Genomic DNA, 17,667 nt, shown 5'->3' on the forward strand with positions numbered 1-17,667 from the left:
ACTCCAATCAGATGGCAGTGGCCGCGACCTTGAGGGTCGGCGGCGGGTTGTCATCAGAGTTGGGGGCTCGGATCAGGATTTCAAGGGCTCATCGATTTTGAAGTGGGCACGAGCGGTGGCGATGGGTTCGGCTTCGGTGCTTTGCCATGCAGTCACTGCCACGTTTGCGACACGCCGCCCCTGCCGGCACACCTGACATCTGGCCCAGGTGTCGCGAAACTGCCCGGCGCGCAGGTAGTCGAGGGAGAAGTCGATAATCTTCGGCACGCCCGGCGAACCGGTGAGAATCAGCAGGTGCAGCGCGGCGGACAGCTCCATGAACCCGGCAATCACACCGCCATGAATCGCCGGCAATAAGGGGTTACCTATGTTGTCCTTGTTTGCCGGGAGGCGAAACAGCAGGTCATCTCCGACCCGCGAGCATTCGATACCAATTAATTTAGCGTAGGGAATCAGGTGCAGCAGCGCGGCATAGTCGCCCTGATCATGGGCCTGTTGCAGTTGTTCCTTGAAGTTATCGGTCATTTCGCCACTCCGGCGATGACGCCGCCAAACCCTTTGGTGCCTTTGACGCCCTTGCCCATGCGCATAAACGTGCCCACGACGTGAGCGATGGGTTGTTCAGGATCATCCTGATAGGCAAAACCACGAGCGAAAATCACGTCCGTGGTGACTCGGTAACACTGGGCAAAACCATACACATCTTTATGCGGCTCGGCCGCGTGCATGTAGTCGATGCGCAAGTCGAGGGTCGGGCAGACTTCGAACTCGGGCAGCACGCAGAGGGTGGACATGCCACACGCAGTGTCCATCAAGGAAGTCAGCGCACCGCCGTGGATAACGCCGGTTTGCGGATTTCCGACGATTTGCGGGCTGTACGGGAGGATCACGGTGAGCCCGTCGCTGCGGGCGCTGTGAACTCGAAGTCCGAGGACCTGACAGTGTCGCAGCGCCGACAAAAATCGCGTCGCGCGCTCAAATACGGGGTTTTCAGCCATATGATCAAACTCTTTTGTGTATTCAGGCATCGCACTTGGCGTGTTCGGTAAAAGTTCCCGTAGGATCAATCTTATATATCTGAACGATTTGAGGAACTTAACCCATATGGCTGTGCTCGAAAGGGCAAGTAGATATTTTCCATAAGGAGAAACACCCCATGCGTAAGACTTTAGCTATTGCCTTGATGTTGACCGCTTCCCTCGGTCTCGCTGCCTGCGATAAAAAATCCGAGGACAAAGCTCAAGATGCTAACCAACATGCTGAGCAAGCTCAGCAAGACATGAACAAAGCTCAGGATAAAGTGAACGACGCAGCGAAGGAAAACGCCGAAGCTGCCAAAGCTCAGGCCGAATCGAACGAAGCAGCTGCAAAAGAAGCACCTAAAAACTAAAACCGTTTTTAGCGTGATAAAGAAAACCCGCCAAGTGCGGGTTTTCTTTTGCCTGTCATTTGCCCCGTTAGAGAAAAATAGTTCTAAAAGTTGGACTGATCATCAGTAGCAACGAACACACTAGTCCGACGAACCACACCAGACTCCGCTGCCAGGCGAGATCGCCCCAATAGCACAATAAGTAAATGACACGGGTAATCACGAAGATGATTGCCAGCGAATCAATCAGCCATCCCGCCGTCTGAGTGGTGTGCGCCATCAACACCGCCACCGCAAACAATATGAACGCTTCAATGCTGTTCTGATGGGCTGCCACGGCGCGGGCACCGAAACCAGTGAGTTGTGCCTGCTGCTGGCGCGGCAGGTGATTGTCATAACCCCCGTGCTCTTTCATGGCCTTGGCCACCGGCATGCGGGCCACGTAGATCAGCAAGGCGCTGATAAACACACACCAAAACGGAATACTCATCAAGCAGCCTCTTTATTCGCTTCAGGCAATGGCGCCTCTGTAGGGGTATAGACCATCACATCGAGAACGTCGGAATGAAACTCCCGGCGATAGAGCACCAGCACCACGCCGGCACTCATCAACATGAACAAAAAGGGGCTGACAAACCAGGCCAGCATGGTCATGCCGAAATAATAGGAGCGCAGGCCAAAGTTGAATTGGTTGGCCGCCATGGAGATGACTCGCGCCGCCCTTGCCGCAAAGGCTTTGCGCTCCTGCTCCGAGACATGGCGTTCGCCGACCATCGGTGCCGAGCCAATCAGAATGGCCGCGAAGTTGTATTGGCGCATGCACCAGCTGAACGTGAAGAACGCATACACAAACACCAGCGCCAGGCACAGCAACTTGATTTCCGACATCCCCTGGGAAGCCTGCTGTACCATTGGAATATCCGCCAGCAACGACACCGCCCTTTCCGACGCACCCAGCACGGTGAGAATGCCTGCCAGGATAATCAGCGTGCTCGAGGCGAAGAACGAAGCGTTGCGCTCCAGATTGCCGACCACACTGGCGTCGGCGATGCGGTTGTCTCGCAGCAGCATGCGGCGCATCCAGTCTTCGCGATACAGATGCAGCACACTGGCCAGGCACGCGGTGTCGCGGCCCTTCCACGTCGCATAACGGGTGTAGCCGCCCCAGCAAATGACAAACCAGACGGCGGCGAGAATGTGGATCAGGTTGGCGTGGATGAACGACATGCAGGTCCTTGTGATGTAGATGCGGATGGCCAGAAACCTGTGGGAGCGAGCTTGCTCGCGATTGCGGACTATCAGTCAGAATCGATCTGAATGTCAGGTCCTCATCGCGAGCAAGCTCGCTCCCACAAAGGGCTTTGCAGTGCTTCGACGTTAGCTCAAGGAAAAAGACACTGCATCACGAGCATAAAAAATGCCCCGTATGGATTAATACGGGGCATTTCTGTGTGGGCTTGAGTCCCGCTTGTGACGGGACTTGATGTGGCTTAAGCCATCGCTTCCTCGCGCTTGCCCAGCAGGCGATCGCAAACCACCGCAATCACCAGGGTCATCACCGACGGCACCAGCCACGCCAGGCCTTGCTCGCTCAGCGGCAGGTGAGCCAGTTGCGTCGGCATCCAATCCGCCAGACCGGCACCCTTGAGTGCATCGATCAAGCCGAAGATGAACGACACCAGCATCACCGGACCGACGATGCGCCCGTGCTCATGCCAGAAGTCCTTGCAGAAGCTTAGGGCAACCAGCGCAATGCACGGCGGGTAGATCGCGGTGAGTACCGGGATCGAAAACGCGATCAGCTTGGTAAGGCCCAGGTTGGACACCAGCAGGGAGAACGCGGCCAGGATAATGACCAGCGTCTTGTAGGACAGTGGCAGCACACGACTGAAGTATTCGGCGCAGGCGCAGGTCAGACCGACCGCCGTGACCAGACATGCCAACGAGATCAGCACCGCGAGGAAACCGCTGCCCCATGAGCCAGAGGTGTGTTGAACGTAAGCGTGCAACACCGCCGCACCGTTGGTAGCACCAGCGGCCACTTCATGGCTGCCGGAACCAAGACGGAACAGGCTGACATAGACCAGCGCCAGACCGACGCCGGCAATCAGCCCGGCAATGATCGCGTAGCGGGTGATCAACACCGGCGACTCGACGCCACGGGAGCGGATGGCGTTGACAATGACAATGCCAAACACCAGCGCCCCGAGGGTATCCATGGTCAGGTAACCGTTTATGAAGCCTTGGGAAAACGGTGCCGCCACGTATTCCGGGGTGGCCACGCCGATGTCGCCAGCCGGCAGGGCAAACGCCGCGATGCCGAGTACGGCCAGAGCGATGATCTTCAGCGGTGCGAGGAAACGTCCAACGGTATCCAGCAAACGGCCCGGGTAGAGCGAGATGAAGAACACCAACAGGAAGTACACCGAACTATAGAGGAACAGCGCCAGCGGGCTTTCGCCGGTCAGCGGCGCCAGGCCCACTTCGAACGATACGGTCGCGGTGCGCGGCGTCGCGAACAATGGGCCAACGGCGAGGTAGCACGCAGCAGCCAATAAGCCACCAGCGACTTTGCCGATCGGGCTGCTCAAGGCATCCATGGCGCCGCCGACTTTGGCCAGGGCAACGACGGTGATCACCGGAAGACCCACCGCGGTGATCAGAAAGCCCAGCGCCGCCATCCAGACATGTGGCCCGGACTGCAAACCGACGATAGGCGGGAAGATGATGTTGCCGGCCCCGACGAACAGAGCAAACGTCATAAAACCAAGTGCCAGGATGTCCTGGCCTTTCAACACTTTCATTAAGGAAATACCACACTACTGAATCGGAATTTAGAGAGGGATTTCCCTTATGGGTGAGGGAAATGCTGTCGGTCCGTATAGGACTGACCCTTTAGCGCGTAGCAGCCTTGTGGGCCGCGGACGCAAAAATGGCGGCTAGCCTAACGAATTTGAGCGACAAACGCACTGTTAGAGGGCGAACATTCCTATCTGCGACATATCTATGTCGCGTTTACGTATCTAATTTGCCTGCACAAAACCCTGTGGCGAGTATCTCAAACGCCACAACGACAAAGGCCACCCGAAGGTGGCCTTTGTTGGGTGAAACGTCAGCTAAGCGCGAGGCTTACTTGACGGCCCAACCGGTCAGCTCGGACAAAGCCTTGCCGATGTCTGCCAGCGAACGCACGGTTTTAACGCCTGCGTCTTCCAGGGCAGCAAACTTCTCGTCTGCAGTGCCCTTGCCGCCAGAGATGATTGCGCCAGCATGGCCCATGCGCTTGCCCGGAGGAGCAGTCACACCAGCGATGTAGGAAACAACCGGTTTGGTCACGTGTGCCTTGATGTAGGCAGCCGCTTCTTCTTCAGCCGAACCGCCGATCTCGCCGATCATCACGATCGCTTCGGTCTTCGGGTCTTCCTGGAACAGCTTCAGGATATCGATGAAGTTCGAACCCGGGATCGGGTCACCACCGATGCCGACGCAAGTCGACTGACCGAAACCGGCGTCAGTGGTCTGCTTCACAGCTTCGTAGGTCAGGGTGCCGGAACGGGAAACGATACCGACCTTGCCTGGCAAGTGAATGTGACCTGGCATGATGCCGATCTTGCATTCGCCTGGAGTGATCACGCCTGGGCAGTTAGGACCGATCAGGACCACGCCCAGCTCGTCGCACTTGACCTTGGCATCCAGCATGTCCAGGGTAGGAATGCCTTCGGTGATGCAAACGATCAGCTTGATGCCGCCGAAGGCTGCTTCCAGGATGGAGTCCTTGCAGAAAGGAGCTGGAACGTAGATCACGCTGGCGGTGGCGCCAGTGGCCGCTACAGCGTCTTTCACGGTGTTGAACACTGGCAGACCCAGGTGCTCGGTGCCGCCTTTGCCCGGAGTTACGCCGCCAACCATCTTGGTGCCGTATTCGATGGCTTGCTGGGTGTGGAAACTACCTTGCGAACCGGTAATACCCTGGCAGATAACTTTGGTGTCTTTATTGATCAGGACGCTCATTATTTGCCCTCCGCAGCTTTAACGACTTGTTGAGCAGCGTCGGTCAGGCTGGTTGCAGCGATGATGTTCAAACCGCTTTCTGCCAATACTTTAGCGCCCAGCTCAGCGTTGTTGCCTTCAAGGCGAACAACAACCGGGATTTTCACGCCGACTTCTTTCACCGCGCCGATGATGCCTTCGGCAATCATGTCGCAACGAACGATGCCGCCGAAGATGTTGACCAATACTGCAGCGACGTTAGTGTCGGACAGGATGATCTTGAACGCTTCGGTTACGCGTTCTTTGGTAGCACCGCCGCCCACGTCGAGGAAGTTGGCCGGTTTGCCGCCATGCAGGTTGACGATGTCCATGGTACCCATGGCCAGGCCAGCACCGTTGACCATGCAACCGATGTTGCCTTCCAGCGCTACGTAGTTCAGTTCGAACTTGGCAGCGTGCGCTTCGCGCGGATCGTCTTGCGACGGATCGTGGAAAGTCTTCAGCTTAGGCTGACGGTACATGGCGTTGGCGTCGATGTTGATCTTGGCGTCGAGGCAATGCAGATCGCCGTCAGCCTTGATCACTAGCGGGTTCACTTCCAGCAGAGCCAGGTCATGATCCTTGAACAGTTTGGCCAGACCGACGAAGATCTTGGCGAACTGAGCAACCTGCTTGCCTTCCAGACCCAACTGGAATGCCAACTCGCGACCCTGGAATGGCTGAGCGCCAACCAGTGGATCGATAGTGGCCTTGAGGATTTTCTCAGGGGTGTCGTGAGCGATTTTCTCGATGTCCACGCCACCTTCGGTGGACGCCATGAACACGATGCGACGGCTCGAACGGTCAACGACAGCGCCCAGGTACAGCTCTTTAGCGATATCAGTGCACGATTCAACCAGGATCTTGGTGACTGGCTGGCCATTGGCGTCAGTCTGGTAAGTCACCAGACGCTTGCCCAACCACTGTTGAGCGAATGCTTTGGCGTCTTCTTTGCTGCGAACCAGCTTTACGCCGCCCGCTTTACCGCGACCACCAGCGTGGACCTGAGCTTTGACAACCCACTCGGTGCCGCCGATTTTGTCGCAAGCTTCTGCTGCTGCTTCCGGGGTGTCTACCGCATAACCGGTGGAAACTGGCAGGCCGTACTCAGCGAACAGCTGCTTACCCTGATACTCGTGAAGATTCATGCTTATTACCGTCTTCGTTAGGTACTGCGCATTCGGTGCTGCACTTGTTCAAGTGCCGCACCACCTGTGACTGCTGCTTGCGTAACCTTTCCGGATACCCGGTGCAGCTACGCAAGACTGCGTCCAGCGGATATTCCGCGGTGAGTCTTGCATGCAAGGCTCACGACGGGCCATACCGCCGTGGTTTCTTATTGTCTTAACGCTTCTTGCGGTTGGCGATGTGAATGGCGCCGCCATTCACTGCCAAAGCTGCTTCGTGCAAGGCTTCAGACAGGGTCGGATGGGAGAAAACCATCATGCCCAGGTCTTCAGCGCTGGTGCCGAATTCCATACCGATCGCGCCCTGCTGAACCAGTTCTGCAGCGCTCGGGCCAATCACGTGGACGCCCAATACGCGGTCAGTCTTGGCATCGGCAATGACTTTCACGAAGCCGCCGGTATCGTTGGCTGCCATGGCACGGCCACTGGCGGCGAACGGGAAGGTGCCAACGTTAACTTCAACGCCTTCAGCCTTCAAGACCTGCTCGGTTTTGCCGACCCACGCGATTTCCGGGTGAGTATAAATAACAGACGGGATCAAATCATAGTTCATCTGGGCCTTGTGGCCCTTGATGCGCTCGACAACCATGATGCCCTCTTCCGAGGCTTTGTGAGCCAGCATCATGCCGCGTACCACGTCGCCGATGGCGAAAACGCCCGGTACGCTGGTCTCGCACTGATCGTTGACGAAGATGAAACCACGCTCGTCGATGGTCACGCCGCTATCGGCGGCCAGCAGATCAGTGGTCACCGGACGGCGACCAACGGCTACGATCAGCTTGTCGAAGGTGATGGTTTGTTCGCCATTGGAGTCGGTGTAGTTCACCACGACTTCTTCGCCAGTGACTTTCGAACCGGTCACGCGAGCGCCCAATTTGATATCCAGACCTTGCTTGGTCAGGGTTTTGTAGGCTTCTTTGGACACGGCGGTGTCGGCAGCCATCAGGAACGTGTCCAGGGCTTCCAGGACAGTCACTTCAGCGCCCAGACGGGACCATACCGAACCGAGCTCCAAACCGATAACGCCAGCACCAATAACGCCAAGACGTTTTGGTACAGCCTGGAATTCCAGCGCGCCCGTCGAGTCGACGATCACTTTCTGGTCAACCGGAGCCGGTGGAATGTCAATCGGACGCGAGCCCGAGGCCAGGATCACGTTCTCGGCTTCGATGATTTCAACGCTGCCATCTGGCTTGGTCAGTTCGACTTTCTTGCCGGCCAGCAATTTGCCGTGGCCTTGCAGGGAAGTGACGCCGTTGGCCTTGAACAGGGTGGCAACGCCAGAGGTCAGGCCTTTGACGATGGTGGCTTTACGGCCAACCATTGCCGCCACGTCCATGGTCACGCCAGCGTGATTGATACCGTGGATCGCGAAGCCTTCTTTTGCTTCCTTGTACTTCCAGGAGCTGTCCAGCAGCGCCTTGGAGGGAATGCAGCCGACGTTCAGGCACGTACCGCCGAGGGCCAGTTTGCCCTCCTGGTCGGTGTATTTCTCGATGCAGGCAGTCGATAAACCAAGCTGTGCAGCCTTGATGGCGGCCACGTAGCCGCCAGGGCCCGCGCCGATCACTACTACGTCAAATTTCTGCGTCATTCAAAAATCCTCTTTGAGCAAAAAGCTTCGAGCCAAAAGCTTCAAGCCAAGCTGCCCTTTCCTGCAGCTTGTTACTTGAAGCTTGTGGCTGCTTCTATCAGATATCCAGCAGCAAACGAGCCGGGTCTTCCAGCAGGTTCTTGATGGTAACCAGGAAGGTCACAGCTTCTTTGCCATCGATCAGGCGGTGATCGTAGGACAGCGCCAGGTACATCATCGGACGGATGACCACCTGACCGTTGATCGCCATAGGACGTTGCAGAATGTTGTGCATGCCCAGGATTGCCGCTTGCGGCGGGTTGACGATCGGGGTCGACATCATCGAACCGAAGGTACCACCGTTGGTGATGGTGAAGGTGCCGCCGGTCATTTCGTCCATCGACAGTTTGCCGTCACGCGCCTTCTTGCCAAAGGTGGCGATGCCGCCTTCGATTTCAGCCAGGCTCATCAGTTCGGCGTTACGCAGGACCGGTACAACCAGGCCGCGGTCGCTGGAAACGGCAACACCAACGTCGGCGTAACCGTGGTAAACGATGTCGGCGCCATCGATCGAGGCGTTGACAGCCGGGAAGCGCTTCAGCGCTTCGGTAGCCGCTTTGACGAAGAACGACATGAAGCCCAGGCGTACGCCGTTGTGGGACTTCTCGAACAGGTCCTTGTACTTCGAACGCAGGGCCATGACTTCAGTCATGTCGACTTCGTTGAAAGTGGTCAGCATCGCCATGTTCGACTGGGCTTCTACCAGGCGCTTGGCCACGGTAGCGCGAACGCGGGTCATCGGAACACGCTTCTCGATGCGGTCGCCAGCGGCGAACACAGGAGCGGCGGCGGCCGGGGCAGCAGCCTTGGCAGGCGCGGCAGCCGGAGCGGCTTTCTTGGCAGCCACTGCTGCAACCACGTCTTCCTTGGTCACACGACCGCCTTTGCCAGTGCCGGCAACGGAAGCGATGTTGATGCCGTTTTCTTCAGCCAGCTTGCGAGCAGCCGGCGCAGCAACAGGATCGTCCTCGCCTTCAGCGGTTGGAGCAGCGGCCTGTGCAGCGGCCGGAGCAGCAGCGGCAGCCGGAGCAGCGGCAGCAGCGCCGCCCGCTTCGATCGAGCCCAGGACTTCGTCCGACAGAACGGTGTCGCCTTCGTTCTTGACGATAGCGCCCAGCACGCCGTCAGCGGTGGCCAACACTTCCAGCACAACTTTGTCGGTTTCGATGTCGACGATCAGGTCGTCACGCTTTACAGCGTCGCCTGGTTGTTTGTGCCAGGTGGCAACGGTGCCATCGGCAACCGATTCCGGGAAAGTGGGGGCTTTGATTTCGATAGCCATTATCTGTGAGTCCTTAAATTCGGTTTCAGGTGCGCGAAGGCGTTAAACACTAAAGGCGTCTTGCAGCAGTTTTTCCTGCTGCTCAGCGTGCATCGATGCATAACCACAAGCAGGTGCAGCAGAAGCCTCACGGCCCGCGTACTCAAGTACGAGCGACTTGTTGAGATTACTGATGCTGCGACGCAAGTGATGTTGACTGCAGTACCAGGCACCCTGGTTCATCGGCTCTTCCTGGCACCAGACGGCATGTTTGGCGTTGGTGTAAGGAGCCAGGACTTCTTTCAAGTCGTCCTCAGGGAATGGGTACAGCTGCTCGATACGCACGATGGCGATGTCATCACGACCTTCGGCACGGCGTTTTTCCAGCAGGTCGTAGTAGACCTTGCCGCTACACAGCACAATGCGCTCGACCTTTTTCGGATCCAGTGCATCGATTTCCGGGATAACGGTCTGGAACGAACCTTCGGCCAGATCTTCCAGAGTCGAGATGGCCAGCTTGTGACGCAGCAGCGACTTCGGTGTCAGAACGATCAATGGCTTGCGCAGCGGGCGAATCACCTGACGGCGCAGCAAGTGATAGATCTGGGCCGGCGTAGTCGGCATGGCCACCTGAATGTTGTGCTCGGCGCACAACTGCAGATAACGTTCCAGACGCGCCGAAGAGTGCTCCGGACCCTGACCTTCGTAACCGTGCGGCAACAGCATGGTCAGACCGCAAAGACGGCCCCACTTGTGCTCGCCGCTGGTGATGAACTGGTCGATAACCACCTGGGCACCGTTGGCAAAATCGCCGAACTGGGCTTCCCAGATAACCAGGGCATTTGGCTGGGTAGTCGAATAACCGTATTCGAACGCCAGTACCGCTTCTTCCGACAGGAACGAGTCGTACAGGTCGAAGCGTGGCTGACCGTTGTACAGGTTCTGCAGCGGAATGTAGCTGCTCGCGTCTTTCTGGTTGTGCAAGACAGCGTGACGGTGCGAGAACGTACCGCGACCGATGTCCTGGCCTGTCATGCGAATCGGGTGACCTTCGAACGCCAGGGTCGCGTACGCCATGGTTTCGGCGTAACCCCAGTTAATCGGCAGGCCGCCGGCTTGCATTTTCTGACGGTCCTCGTAGATTTTCGAGACCTGGCGCTGAACCACGAAGCCTTCCGGAATTTCCAGCAGCTTGGCGGACAGTTCCTGCAGGGTTTTCAGATCGAAACGCGTGTCGTGACGTGCAGTCCAGGCGTGGCCCAGATACGGACGCCAGTCCACGAACAGCTCTTTGTTCGGCTCTTTGACCAGGCTTTTTACAACATGCAGACCGTTGTCCAGTGCGTTGCGGTATTCATCGACTTTCGCCTGAACACGCTCAACGTCCAGAACACCGCTCTGAGTCAGACGATCGGCATACAGTTCACGGGTGGTGCGCTGTTTGGTGATCTGCTGGTACATCAGAGGCTGGGTGCCGCTTGGCTCGTCGGCCTCGTTGTGGCCGCGACGACGGTAGCAGACCAGGTCGATCACCACGTCACGCTTGAACTGCATGCGGTAGTCGATGGCCAGCTGGGTCACGAACAATACGGCTTCCGGATCATCACCATTCACATGGAGGATCGGCGCCTGGATCATTTTCGCAACGTCGGTCGCGTACTCGGTGGAACGCGAGTCCAGCGGGTTGCTGATGGTGAAACCAACCTGGTTGTTGATCACGATGTGCACGGTGCCGCCGGTCTTGAACCCGCGGGTCTGCGACATCTGGAAGGTTTCCATCACCACACCCTGACCGGCGAATGCCGCGTCACCGTGGATGGAGATCGGTAGTACCTTCTCGCCGGTAGGGTCGTTACGACGATCCTGACGGGCGCGAACCGAACCTTCGACCACTGGCGAAACGATTTCCAGGTGGGACGGGTTGAACGCCATCGCGAGGTGAACTTCACCACCGGTGGTCATGACGTTGGACGAGAAGCCCTGGTGATATTTAACGTCACCGGAACCCAGTTCGACCTTCTTCTTGCCTTCGAACTCGTCGAACAGCTCGCGCGGGTTCTTGCCGAAGGTGTTGACCAGCACGTTCAGACGGCCACGGTGGGCCATGCCGATGACGATTTCCTTGGTGCCGTAGGAACCGGAACGCTGGATGAGCTCGTCGAGCATCGGAATCAGGCTTTCGCCGCCTTCCAGACCGAAACGCTTGGTGCCCGGGTATTTGGTGCCCAGGTATTTTTCCAGACCTTCGCCGGCGGTAACGCGCTCGAGCAAGTGGCTCTTGATGTCGGCGGAGTATGTCGGACGACCACGCACGCTTTCCAGACGCTGCTGGAACCACTGGCGCTGCTCGGAATCGGTGATATGCGTGAATTCAGCGCCGATGGTGCGGCAATATGTCTGCTGCAACGCTTCGTGAATTTCGCGTAGGCTCGCCTCCTCTTTGCCGATGAACAGGTCGCCGGCACGGAAGGTCGTATCAAGATCGGCATTGGTCAAGCCGTAATGATTGATCGACAGGTCTGCAGGTGCAGGACGCTGCCACAGCCCCAGCGGATCAAGCTGGGCTGCCTGGTGGCCACGCATACGGTAGGCCTGGATCAATCGCAGCACTTCAACTTGCTTCTTCTCGTGCTCACTGCTCACGCTGCCGGCGGAAACCGGTTGGGCGCGGCGCTGGTTCTTTGCCAGCAAGACGAAATGATCGCGAATTGTGGAGTGCGAAACATCGGTGGCAGAGCTGCCGTCAGCAGGCAACTTCTGGAAGTAGGTGCGCCACTCTTCTGGCACAGCGTTAGGGTCGTGCAGGTAGAGCTCGTAGAGCTCTTCCACATAGGCAGCGTTACTACCGGACAGGTAGGCGCTGTTCCACATGCGCTGCATCACGCTTTCTTGCATGCTTGGTCACCCTCGGTTAGGGGAACACCACCGGCGTCGACACCGAGCACACTTGCAGAAGTCCGAATGCAGCGACTAAAACAAGCCACTTAGGATCACGCTGATAGTCCGGGTACCAGCCCGGATGCCCCTGCTTGTCTCATTTCTTCAAAATAAGAGCTGCAGCTTTGTGAGCTGCTGCTCAGGTTAAGACTACGGCGCCGGTTGAAGCCTGCGCCGCAGCATCTACGGGTACAGCGATACAACTTTTACAACAGCCGGGTTACAGCCGCTGAATCACACGCCGCTTTGCAGCAGCATGTTACGTACGTGACCGATGGCCTTAGTCGGGTTCAGGCCTTTCGGACAGACGTTGACGCAGTTCATGATCCCGCGGCAGCGGAATACGCTGAACGGGTCATCCAGCGAAGCCAGACGCTCGGAAGTCTTGGTGTCGCGGCTGTCTGCCAGGAAGCGGTACGCTTGCAGCAGAGCAGCCGGACCCAGGAACTTGTCCGGGTTCCACCAGAAGGACGGGCAAGAGGTCGAGCAGCAAGCGCACAGGATGCACTCGTACAGACCGTCGAGCTTTTCACGCTCTTCCGGAGTCTGCAGACGCTCGATGGCCGGAGCCGGCGTGTCGTTCTGCAGGAATGGCTTCACCTTCTCGTATTGCTTGTAGAAGATGCTCATATCGACGACCAGGTCACGGATAACCGGCAAACCTGGCAGCGGACGAACGATCAGCTTGTTGCCTTTTACGACAGAAGACAGCGGCGTGACGCAGGCCAGACCGTTTTTGCCGTTGATGTTCATGCCATCGGAACCGCAAACGCCTTCACGGCAGGAGCGACGATAGGAGAAACCTTCGTCCTGCTCTTTGATCAGGGCCAGCACATCCAGCACCATCAGGTCTTTACCACCGGTATCGACCTGGAATTCCTGCATGAACGGCGCAGCGTCCTGATCAGGGTTGTAGCGATAAACACTGACTTGCAACATGGCGGCCACCCTTAATAAGTCCGAATCTTAGGTTCAAAAGTCGGAACAGTCTTCGGCGAGAAGTTCACGGCACGCTTGGTCACGCGCTTGTCACCCGGGAAGTACAGGGTGTGGCACAGCCAGTTTTCGTCGTCGCGATCTTCGTAGTCTTCACGGGCGTGAGCGCCGCGGGACTCTTTGCGGATCTCTGCAGCGATGGCGGTGGCTTCGGCCACTTCCAGCAGGTTCTGCAGTTCCAGGGCTTCGATACGAGCCGTGTTGAACGCCTGGCTCTTGTCGTTGATCTTGACGTTGGCGATACGGCCACGCAGATCAGCCAGCTGAGCAATGCCCTTCTGCATGTATTCGCCAGTACGGAATACACCGAAGTAGTTCTGCATGCAGCTTTGCAGCTCTTTACGCAGGGTGGCGACGTCTTCGCCTTCGGTACGCGAGTTCAGGCCATCGAGACGCGCCAGGGCAGCGTCGATGTCGGACTGGCGAGGACGGGCGTAATCAACGCCTTCTTTCAGAGTCTGCTCCAGGAACAGGCCAGCGGCACGACCGAATACCACCAGGTCGAGCAGCGAGTTGCCGCCCAGGCGGTTGGCACCGTGAACCGATACGCACGCCACTTCACCTACGGCGAACAGGCCAGGAATGATCTGGTCTTTGCCGTCAGCGTCTTGAGTGATTGCCTGACCATGAATGTTGGTGGCAACGCCGCCCATCATATAGTGGCAGGTTGGAACGACCGGAATCGGCGCCACGGCTGGATCGACGTGGGCGAAGGTCTTCGACAGTTCCATGATGCCTGGCAAACGGCTGTGCAGAACTTCTTCACCGAGGTGATCGAGTTTCAGCATGACGTGGTCGCCATCCGGGCCGCAACCGTTGCCGGCGATGATCTCTTTAACCATCGAGCGGGCAACAACGTCACGACCGGCAAGGTCTTTCGCGTTCGGAGCATAACGCTCCATGAAACGCTCGCCGTGCTTGTTGATCAGGTAACCGCCTTCACCGCGGCAGCCTTCTGTAACCAGTACACCGGCGCCGGCGATGCCGGTCGGGTGGAACTGCCACATTTCGATGTCTTGTACCGGCACGCCAGCACGCAAAGCCATGCCGACGCCGTCACCGGTGTTGATCAGGGCATTGGTGGTGGAGGAGTAGATACGACCTGCACCGCCAGTTGCCAGTACGGTGGCGTTAGCGCGGACGTAGGAAGTTTCGCCGGTTTCGATGCAGATGACGATCATGCCGACAAAGGCACCGTCTTCGTTCTTCACCAGGTCGACGCCGTAGTATTCGTTGAGGAATACGGTGCCGGCCTTCAGGTTGGCCTGATACAAAGTGTGCAGCAGAGCGTGACCGGTACGGTCGGCAGCGGCGCACGTACGTGCAGCCTGGCCACCCTTGCCGAAGTCTTTCGACTGACCGCCGAACGGACGCTGATAGATGCGACCCTGTTCGGTACGGGAGAACGGCAAGCCCATGTGCTCGAGCTCGAAGACCGCTTCCGGGCCTACGGAACACATGTATTCGATAGCGTCCTGGTCACCGATGTAGTCGGAACCCTTGACGGTATCGTACATGTGCCAGCGCCAGTCATCGTTCGGATCAGCGGACGCGATGGCGCAGGTGATGCCACCCTGGGCGGATACGGTGTGCGAACGAGTCGGGAAAACCTTGGTGACCACGGCAGTCTTGTGACCACCTTGTGCCAGTTGCAGCGCAGCGCGCATGCCGGCACCGCCGCCGCCAATGATGATGGCGTCGAAGGAAAGCGTATTAACTGTAGTAGACATGAATCAGATACCCCAAAGAATCTGCACACCCCAGACGAAGTAGGCGAACATCGCAACGCCGCATACTGCCTGGAAGAGGAAGCGAATTGCAGTTGCGGACTTGCCGAACGCCATTGGCGTCAGGTAGTCGGTCGCGATGGTCCACATGCCGACCCAGGCGTGAGCGCCGAGGGCAACGAGAGCCAGGAGACTGAATATACGCATCCAGTTGTTTGCGAACAGTTCATGCCATTGGGCGTAGCCGATGCCAGGGTTGGCGACGACGTATCCGATCAGGAAAATGAAGTAAGCCGCGAGAACGACCGCCGACACACGTTGTGCCATCCAGTCATAGAGGCCCGAACGCGACAGGTTCGTGACGTTAGTTACCATATCCAAACTCCTGCCAGAACGATTACCACCACGGAAACGGCGATAACGATTTTCGAGCCCAGTTTGCCGCCTTCAAGCGACTCGCCGATGCCCATGTCCATGATCAAATGGCGCACACCGGCAACCAGGTGATACAGCAAGGCGGACAGGATGCCCCATGTCACTAGCTTGGCTAGCGGACTGGTCAGACACGCTTTCACCTGACCGAAGCCTTCTTCCGAGTCGAGCGACTTGTCCAATGCATAAAGCATGATGGCCAGGCTGACGAAGAGGATGACACCGGAGATTCGGTGAAGAATGGACGTGTAAGCAGTGACTGGGAGTTTGATGGTCCTTAGGTCTAGGTTTACAGGTCGTTGGCTATTCACGGCTTTTTTTCACACTGAAGAGCCCCTAACAATCAGGGCAAAGTTGTTGGGGAGTGCACTGGTCAGGTACCCACCACCCAGGGAGTGCGACCCCCAATAAAGCAGGCCCAAAAGCCCCTGGCGGTCGGAGGCCGAGTATAGACAGTTAGGCTACTAATGACAACGCGTTCACCTTCCCCTAATAGCGCATTGCACAAGTTGGATAAAAGGCGTAAATGGCAGTCAATTTCGAGGAAAAAGTCCGGTTAAAGCCTTCTGGAGCAAGACTTTAGGCAAATTGACATTCGAATTTATCTCACTATAGTGGTGCGGGCCCTGCGTGGGGGGTCTGTCTGATGATTTCAAGCATAAATAGGAGGCCACATGGCTGACAAAAAAGCGCAGTTGATCATCGAGGGCGCAGCCCCCGTCGAGCTGCCCATTTTAACCGGCACCGTTGGTCCCGATGTTATCGATGTTCGGGGCCTGACGGCCACGGGCCGTTTCACCTTTGACCCTGGTTTCATGTCGACAGCTTCCTGCGAGTCGAAGATCACCTATATCGACGGCGACAACGGCATTCTGCTGCACCGCGGCTACCCGATCGAACAGCTGGCTGAAAAGTCGGACTATCTGGAAACCTGCTATCTGCTGCTCAACGGCGAACTGCCGACTGCAGAACAGAAGGCCCAGTTCGTCAGCACCGTGAAGAACCACACCATGGTTCACGAGCAGCTCAAGACGTTCTTCAACGGCTTCCGTCGCGACGCCCACCCAATGGCCGTCATGTGCGGCGTAGTCGGCGCCCTCTCGGCCTTCTACCACGACTCCCTGGACATCAATAACCCGCAGCATCGCGAAATCTCCGCGATCCGTCTGGTTGCCAAGATGCCCACCCTGGCAGCGATGGTTTACAAATACTCCATGGGCCAACCCATGATGTACCCGCGCAACGACCTGTCGTATGCGGAAAATTTCCTGCACATGATGTTCAACACCCCGTGCGAGATCAAACCGATCAGCCCGGTACTCGCCAAGGCCATGGACCGGATCTTCATCCTCCATGCCGACCACGAGCAGAACGCATCGACCTCTACCGTACGTCTGGCCGGTTCTTCGGGTGCCAACCCGTTCGCCTGTATTGCCGCCGGCATCGCTGCACTGTGGGGTCCTGCCCACGGCGGCGCTAACGAAGCCGTTCTGACCATGCTCGATGAAATTGGCGATGTCTCGAACATCGACAAGTACATCGCCAAGGCCAAGGACAAGAACGATCCGTTCAAGCTGATGGGCTTCGGTCACCGGGTTTACAAAAACCGTGACCCGCGCGCCACCGTGATGAAGCAGACCTGCGACGAAGTGCTGAAAGAGTTGGGCATCAAGCACGACAAGCAACTCGAACTGGCCATGCGCCTGGAAGAGATCGCCCTGACCGACCCTTACTTCATCGAACGCTCGCTGTACCCGAACGTCGACTTCTACTCGGGGATCATCCTCAAGGCGATCGGCATACCGACCAGCATGTTCACCGTGATCTTCGCTCTGGCGCGGACTGTCGGCTGGATTTCGCACTGGAAGGAAATGCTCTCCAGCCCGTACAAGATTGGCCGTCCGCGCCAGTTGTACACCGGCTACGAGTCGCGTGATATCACCAAGCTGGAAGACCGCATGTAAGACCTGTCTTGCGATAACGTCTTGAGTTGTACCGGGAACGGCCTCTATTTATATAGAGGCCGTTTTTGTTTGTGCGCTTTTTGGGTCTTCTAGTTGTGTACATATCCGTTTTTGGGGTAGCGGCCGCTATTG

At 57.4% G+C, this 17,667-nt stretch carries 16 protein-coding genes; 2 read left to right on the forward strand and 14 right to left on the reverse strand.

Annotation, left to right across the window (positions count from 1 at the left end; genetic code table 11):
- Positions 1-72: 72 nt before the first annotated feature.
- Both ACYZT9_RS19175 and ACYZT9_RS19180 read right to left on the reverse strand, forming a co-directional pair.
- Positions 73-525, reverse strand: coding sequence for a PaaI family thioesterase (locus ACYZT9_RS19175; RefSeq protein ID WP_462006933.1), 453 nt, complete (start codon positions 523-525; stop codon positions 73-75).
- Entirely contained in the window at positions 522-998 is a 477-nt protein-coding gene (locus ACYZT9_RS19180) for a PaaI family thioesterase (RefSeq protein ID WP_462006934.1), read from the reverse strand. Before ACYZT9_RS19180 ends, ACYZT9_RS19175 begins: the two co-directional genes overlap by 4 nt.
- 158 nt (positions 999-1,156) lie before the next feature.
- Here ACYZT9_RS19180 and ACYZT9_RS19185 point away from each other — a divergent pair, with 158 nt between their 5' ends.
- Positions 1,157-1,390 (forward strand): hypothetical protein, encoded by a 234-nt coding sequence (locus ACYZT9_RS19185; protein ID WP_064679026.1) that lies wholly within the window; start codon positions 1,157-1,159, stop codon positions 1,388-1,390.
- Between the two features lie 67 nt (positions 1,391-1,457).
- Here ACYZT9_RS19185 and ACYZT9_RS19190 read toward each other — a convergent pair whose 3' ends face one another.
- The 12 genes from ACYZT9_RS19190 to sdhC all read right to left on the reverse strand — a co-directional run bounded on the left by ACYZT9_RS19190 (position 1,458) and on the right by sdhC (position 15,882).
- Complete coding sequence (locus ACYZT9_RS19190; protein WP_462006935.1) at positions 1,458-1,859, reverse strand: MAPEG family protein; 402 nt, start codon at positions 1,857-1,859, stop codon at positions 1,458-1,460.
- Positions 1,859-2,596 (reverse strand): DUF599 domain-containing protein, encoded by a 738-nt coding sequence (locus ACYZT9_RS19195; RefSeq protein ID WP_462006936.1) that lies wholly within the window; start codon positions 2,594-2,596, stop codon positions 1,859-1,861. The genes ACYZT9_RS19190 and ACYZT9_RS19195 overlap by 1 nt, the downstream gene beginning before the upstream one ends.
- Positions 2,597-2,859: 263 nt before the next feature.
- Entirely contained in the window at positions 2,860-4,173 is a 1,314-nt protein-coding gene (gene brnQ / locus ACYZT9_RS19200) for a branched-chain amino acid transport system II carrier protein (protein ID WP_462006937.1), read from the reverse strand.
- A 325-nt stretch (positions 4,174-4,498) separates the two neighbouring features.
- Positions 4,499-5,380: a succinate--CoA ligase subunit alpha gene (gene sucD, locus ACYZT9_RS19205; RefSeq protein ID WP_053156820.1), complete on the reverse strand. Its 882-nt coding sequence runs from the start codon at positions 5,378-5,380 to the stop codon at positions 4,499-4,501.
- On the reverse strand, positions 5,380-6,546 hold the full coding sequence (gene sucC, locus ACYZT9_RS19210) for an ADP-forming succinate--CoA ligase subunit beta (protein ID WP_007898980.1): 1,167 nt from the start codon (positions 6,544-6,546) through the stop codon (positions 5,380-5,382). Before sucC ends, sucD begins: the two co-directional genes overlap by 1 nt.
- Positions 6,547-6,742: 196 nt before the next feature.
- Complete coding sequence (gene lpdA, locus ACYZT9_RS19215; protein ID WP_462006938.1) at positions 6,743-8,179, reverse strand: dihydrolipoyl dehydrogenase; 1,437 nt, start codon at positions 8,177-8,179, stop codon at positions 6,743-6,745.
- A 97-nt stretch (positions 8,180-8,276) separates the two neighbouring features.
- A complete protein-coding gene (odhB, locus tag ACYZT9_RS19220) occupies positions 8,277-9,500 on the reverse strand; it encodes a 2-oxoglutarate dehydrogenase complex dihydrolipoyllysine-residue succinyltransferase (RefSeq protein WP_462006939.1) in 1,224 nt (407 codons plus the stop codon).
- Positions 9,501-9,542: 42 nt separating this feature from the next.
- Positions 9,543-12,374 (reverse strand): 2-oxoglutarate dehydrogenase E1 component, encoded by a 2,832-nt coding sequence (locus ACYZT9_RS19225; protein ID WP_462006940.1) that lies wholly within the window; start codon positions 12,372-12,374, stop codon positions 9,543-9,545.
- Positions 12,375-12,650: 276 nt separating this feature from the next.
- Positions 12,651-13,355 (reverse strand): succinate dehydrogenase iron-sulfur subunit, encoded by a 705-nt coding sequence (locus tag ACYZT9_RS19230; RefSeq protein WP_462006941.1) that lies wholly within the window; start codon positions 13,353-13,355, stop codon positions 12,651-12,653.
- Positions 13,356-13,366: 11 nt separating this feature from the next.
- Entirely contained in the window at positions 13,367-15,142 is a 1,776-nt protein-coding gene (gene sdhA / locus ACYZT9_RS19235; protein ID WP_027922415.1) for a succinate dehydrogenase flavoprotein subunit, read from the reverse strand.
- A gap of 3 nt (positions 15,143-15,145) precedes the next feature.
- On the reverse strand, positions 15,146-15,514 hold the full coding sequence (gene sdhD, locus ACYZT9_RS19240; RefSeq protein ID WP_150712098.1) for a succinate dehydrogenase, hydrophobic membrane anchor protein: 369 nt from the start codon (positions 15,512-15,514) through the stop codon (positions 15,146-15,148).
- Entirely contained in the window at positions 15,508-15,882 is a 375-nt protein-coding gene (gene sdhC, locus ACYZT9_RS19245) for a succinate dehydrogenase, cytochrome b556 subunit (RefSeq protein ID WP_150643535.1), read from the reverse strand. Before sdhC ends, sdhD begins: the two co-directional genes overlap by 7 nt.
- Before the next feature lie 363 nt (positions 15,883-16,245).
- Here sdhC and gltA point away from each other — a divergent pair, with 363 nt between their 5' ends.
- Positions 16,246-17,535, forward strand: coding sequence for a citrate synthase (gene gltA / locus ACYZT9_RS19250; protein WP_462006942.1), 1,290 nt, complete (start codon positions 16,246-16,248; stop codon positions 17,533-17,535).
- Positions 17,536-17,667 lie beyond the last annotated feature (132 nt).

The sequence above is a fragment of the Pseudomonas sp. ZT5P21 genome (genome assembly GCF_054897785.1).

What these genes read in the sequence shown, in the direction of transcription:
- ACYZT9_RS19175 (WP_462006933.1), bottom strand. Translation starts at nt 525, where the DNA reads ATGACCGATAACTTCAAGGAACAACTGCAACAGGCCCATGATCAGGGC.
- ACYZT9_RS19180 (WP_462006934.1), bottom strand. Translation starts at nt 998, where the DNA reads ATGGCTGAAAACCCCGTATTTGAGCGCGCGACGCGATTTTTGTCGGCG.
- ACYZT9_RS19185 (WP_064679026.1), top strand. Translation starts at nt 1,157, where the DNA reads ATGCGTAAGACTTTAGCTATTGCCTTGATGTTGACCGCTTCCCTCGGT.
- ACYZT9_RS19190 (WP_462006935.1), bottom strand. Translation starts at nt 1,859, where the DNA reads ATGAGTATTCCGTTTTGGTGTGTGTTTATCAGCGCCTTGCTGATCTAC.
- ACYZT9_RS19195 (WP_462006936.1), bottom strand. Translation starts at nt 2,596, where the DNA reads ATGTCGTTCATCCACGCCAACCTGATCCACATTCTCGCCGCCGTCTGG.
- brnQ (WP_462006937.1), bottom strand. Translation starts at nt 4,173, where the DNA reads ATGAAAGTGTTGAAAGGCCAGGACATCCTGGCACTTGGTTTTATGACG.
- sucD (WP_053156820.1), bottom strand. Translation starts at nt 5,380, where the DNA reads ATGAGCGTCCTGATCAATAAAGACACCAAAGTTATCTGCCAGGGTATT.
- sucC (WP_007898980.1), bottom strand. Translation starts at nt 6,546, where the DNA reads ATGAATCTTCACGAGTATCAGGGTAAGCAGCTGTTCGCTGAGTACGGC.
- lpdA (WP_462006938.1), bottom strand. Translation starts at nt 8,179, where the DNA reads ATGACGCAGAAATTTGACGTAGTAGTGATCGGCGCGGGCCCTGGCGGC.
- odhB (WP_462006939.1), bottom strand. Translation starts at nt 9,500, where the DNA reads ATGGCTATCGAAATCAAAGCCCCCACTTTCCCGGAATCGGTTGCCGAT.
- ACYZT9_RS19225 (WP_462006940.1), bottom strand. Translation starts at nt 12,374, where the DNA reads ATGCAAGAAAGCGTGATGCAGCGCATGTGGAACAGCGCCTACCTGTCC.
- ACYZT9_RS19230 (WP_462006941.1), bottom strand. Translation starts at nt 13,355, where the DNA reads ATGTTGCAAGTCAGTGTTTATCGCTACAACCCTGATCAGGACGCTGCG.
- sdhA (WP_027922415.1), bottom strand. Translation starts at nt 15,142, where the DNA reads ATGTCTACTACAGTTAATACGCTTTCCTTCGACGCCATCATCATTGGC.
- sdhD (WP_150712098.1), bottom strand. Translation starts at nt 15,514, where the DNA reads ATGGTAACTAACGTCACGAACCTGTCGCGTTCGGGCCTCTATGACTGG.
- gltA (WP_462006942.1), top strand. Translation starts at nt 16,246, where the DNA reads ATGGCTGACAAAAAAGCGCAGTTGATCATCGAGGGCGCAGCCCCCGTC.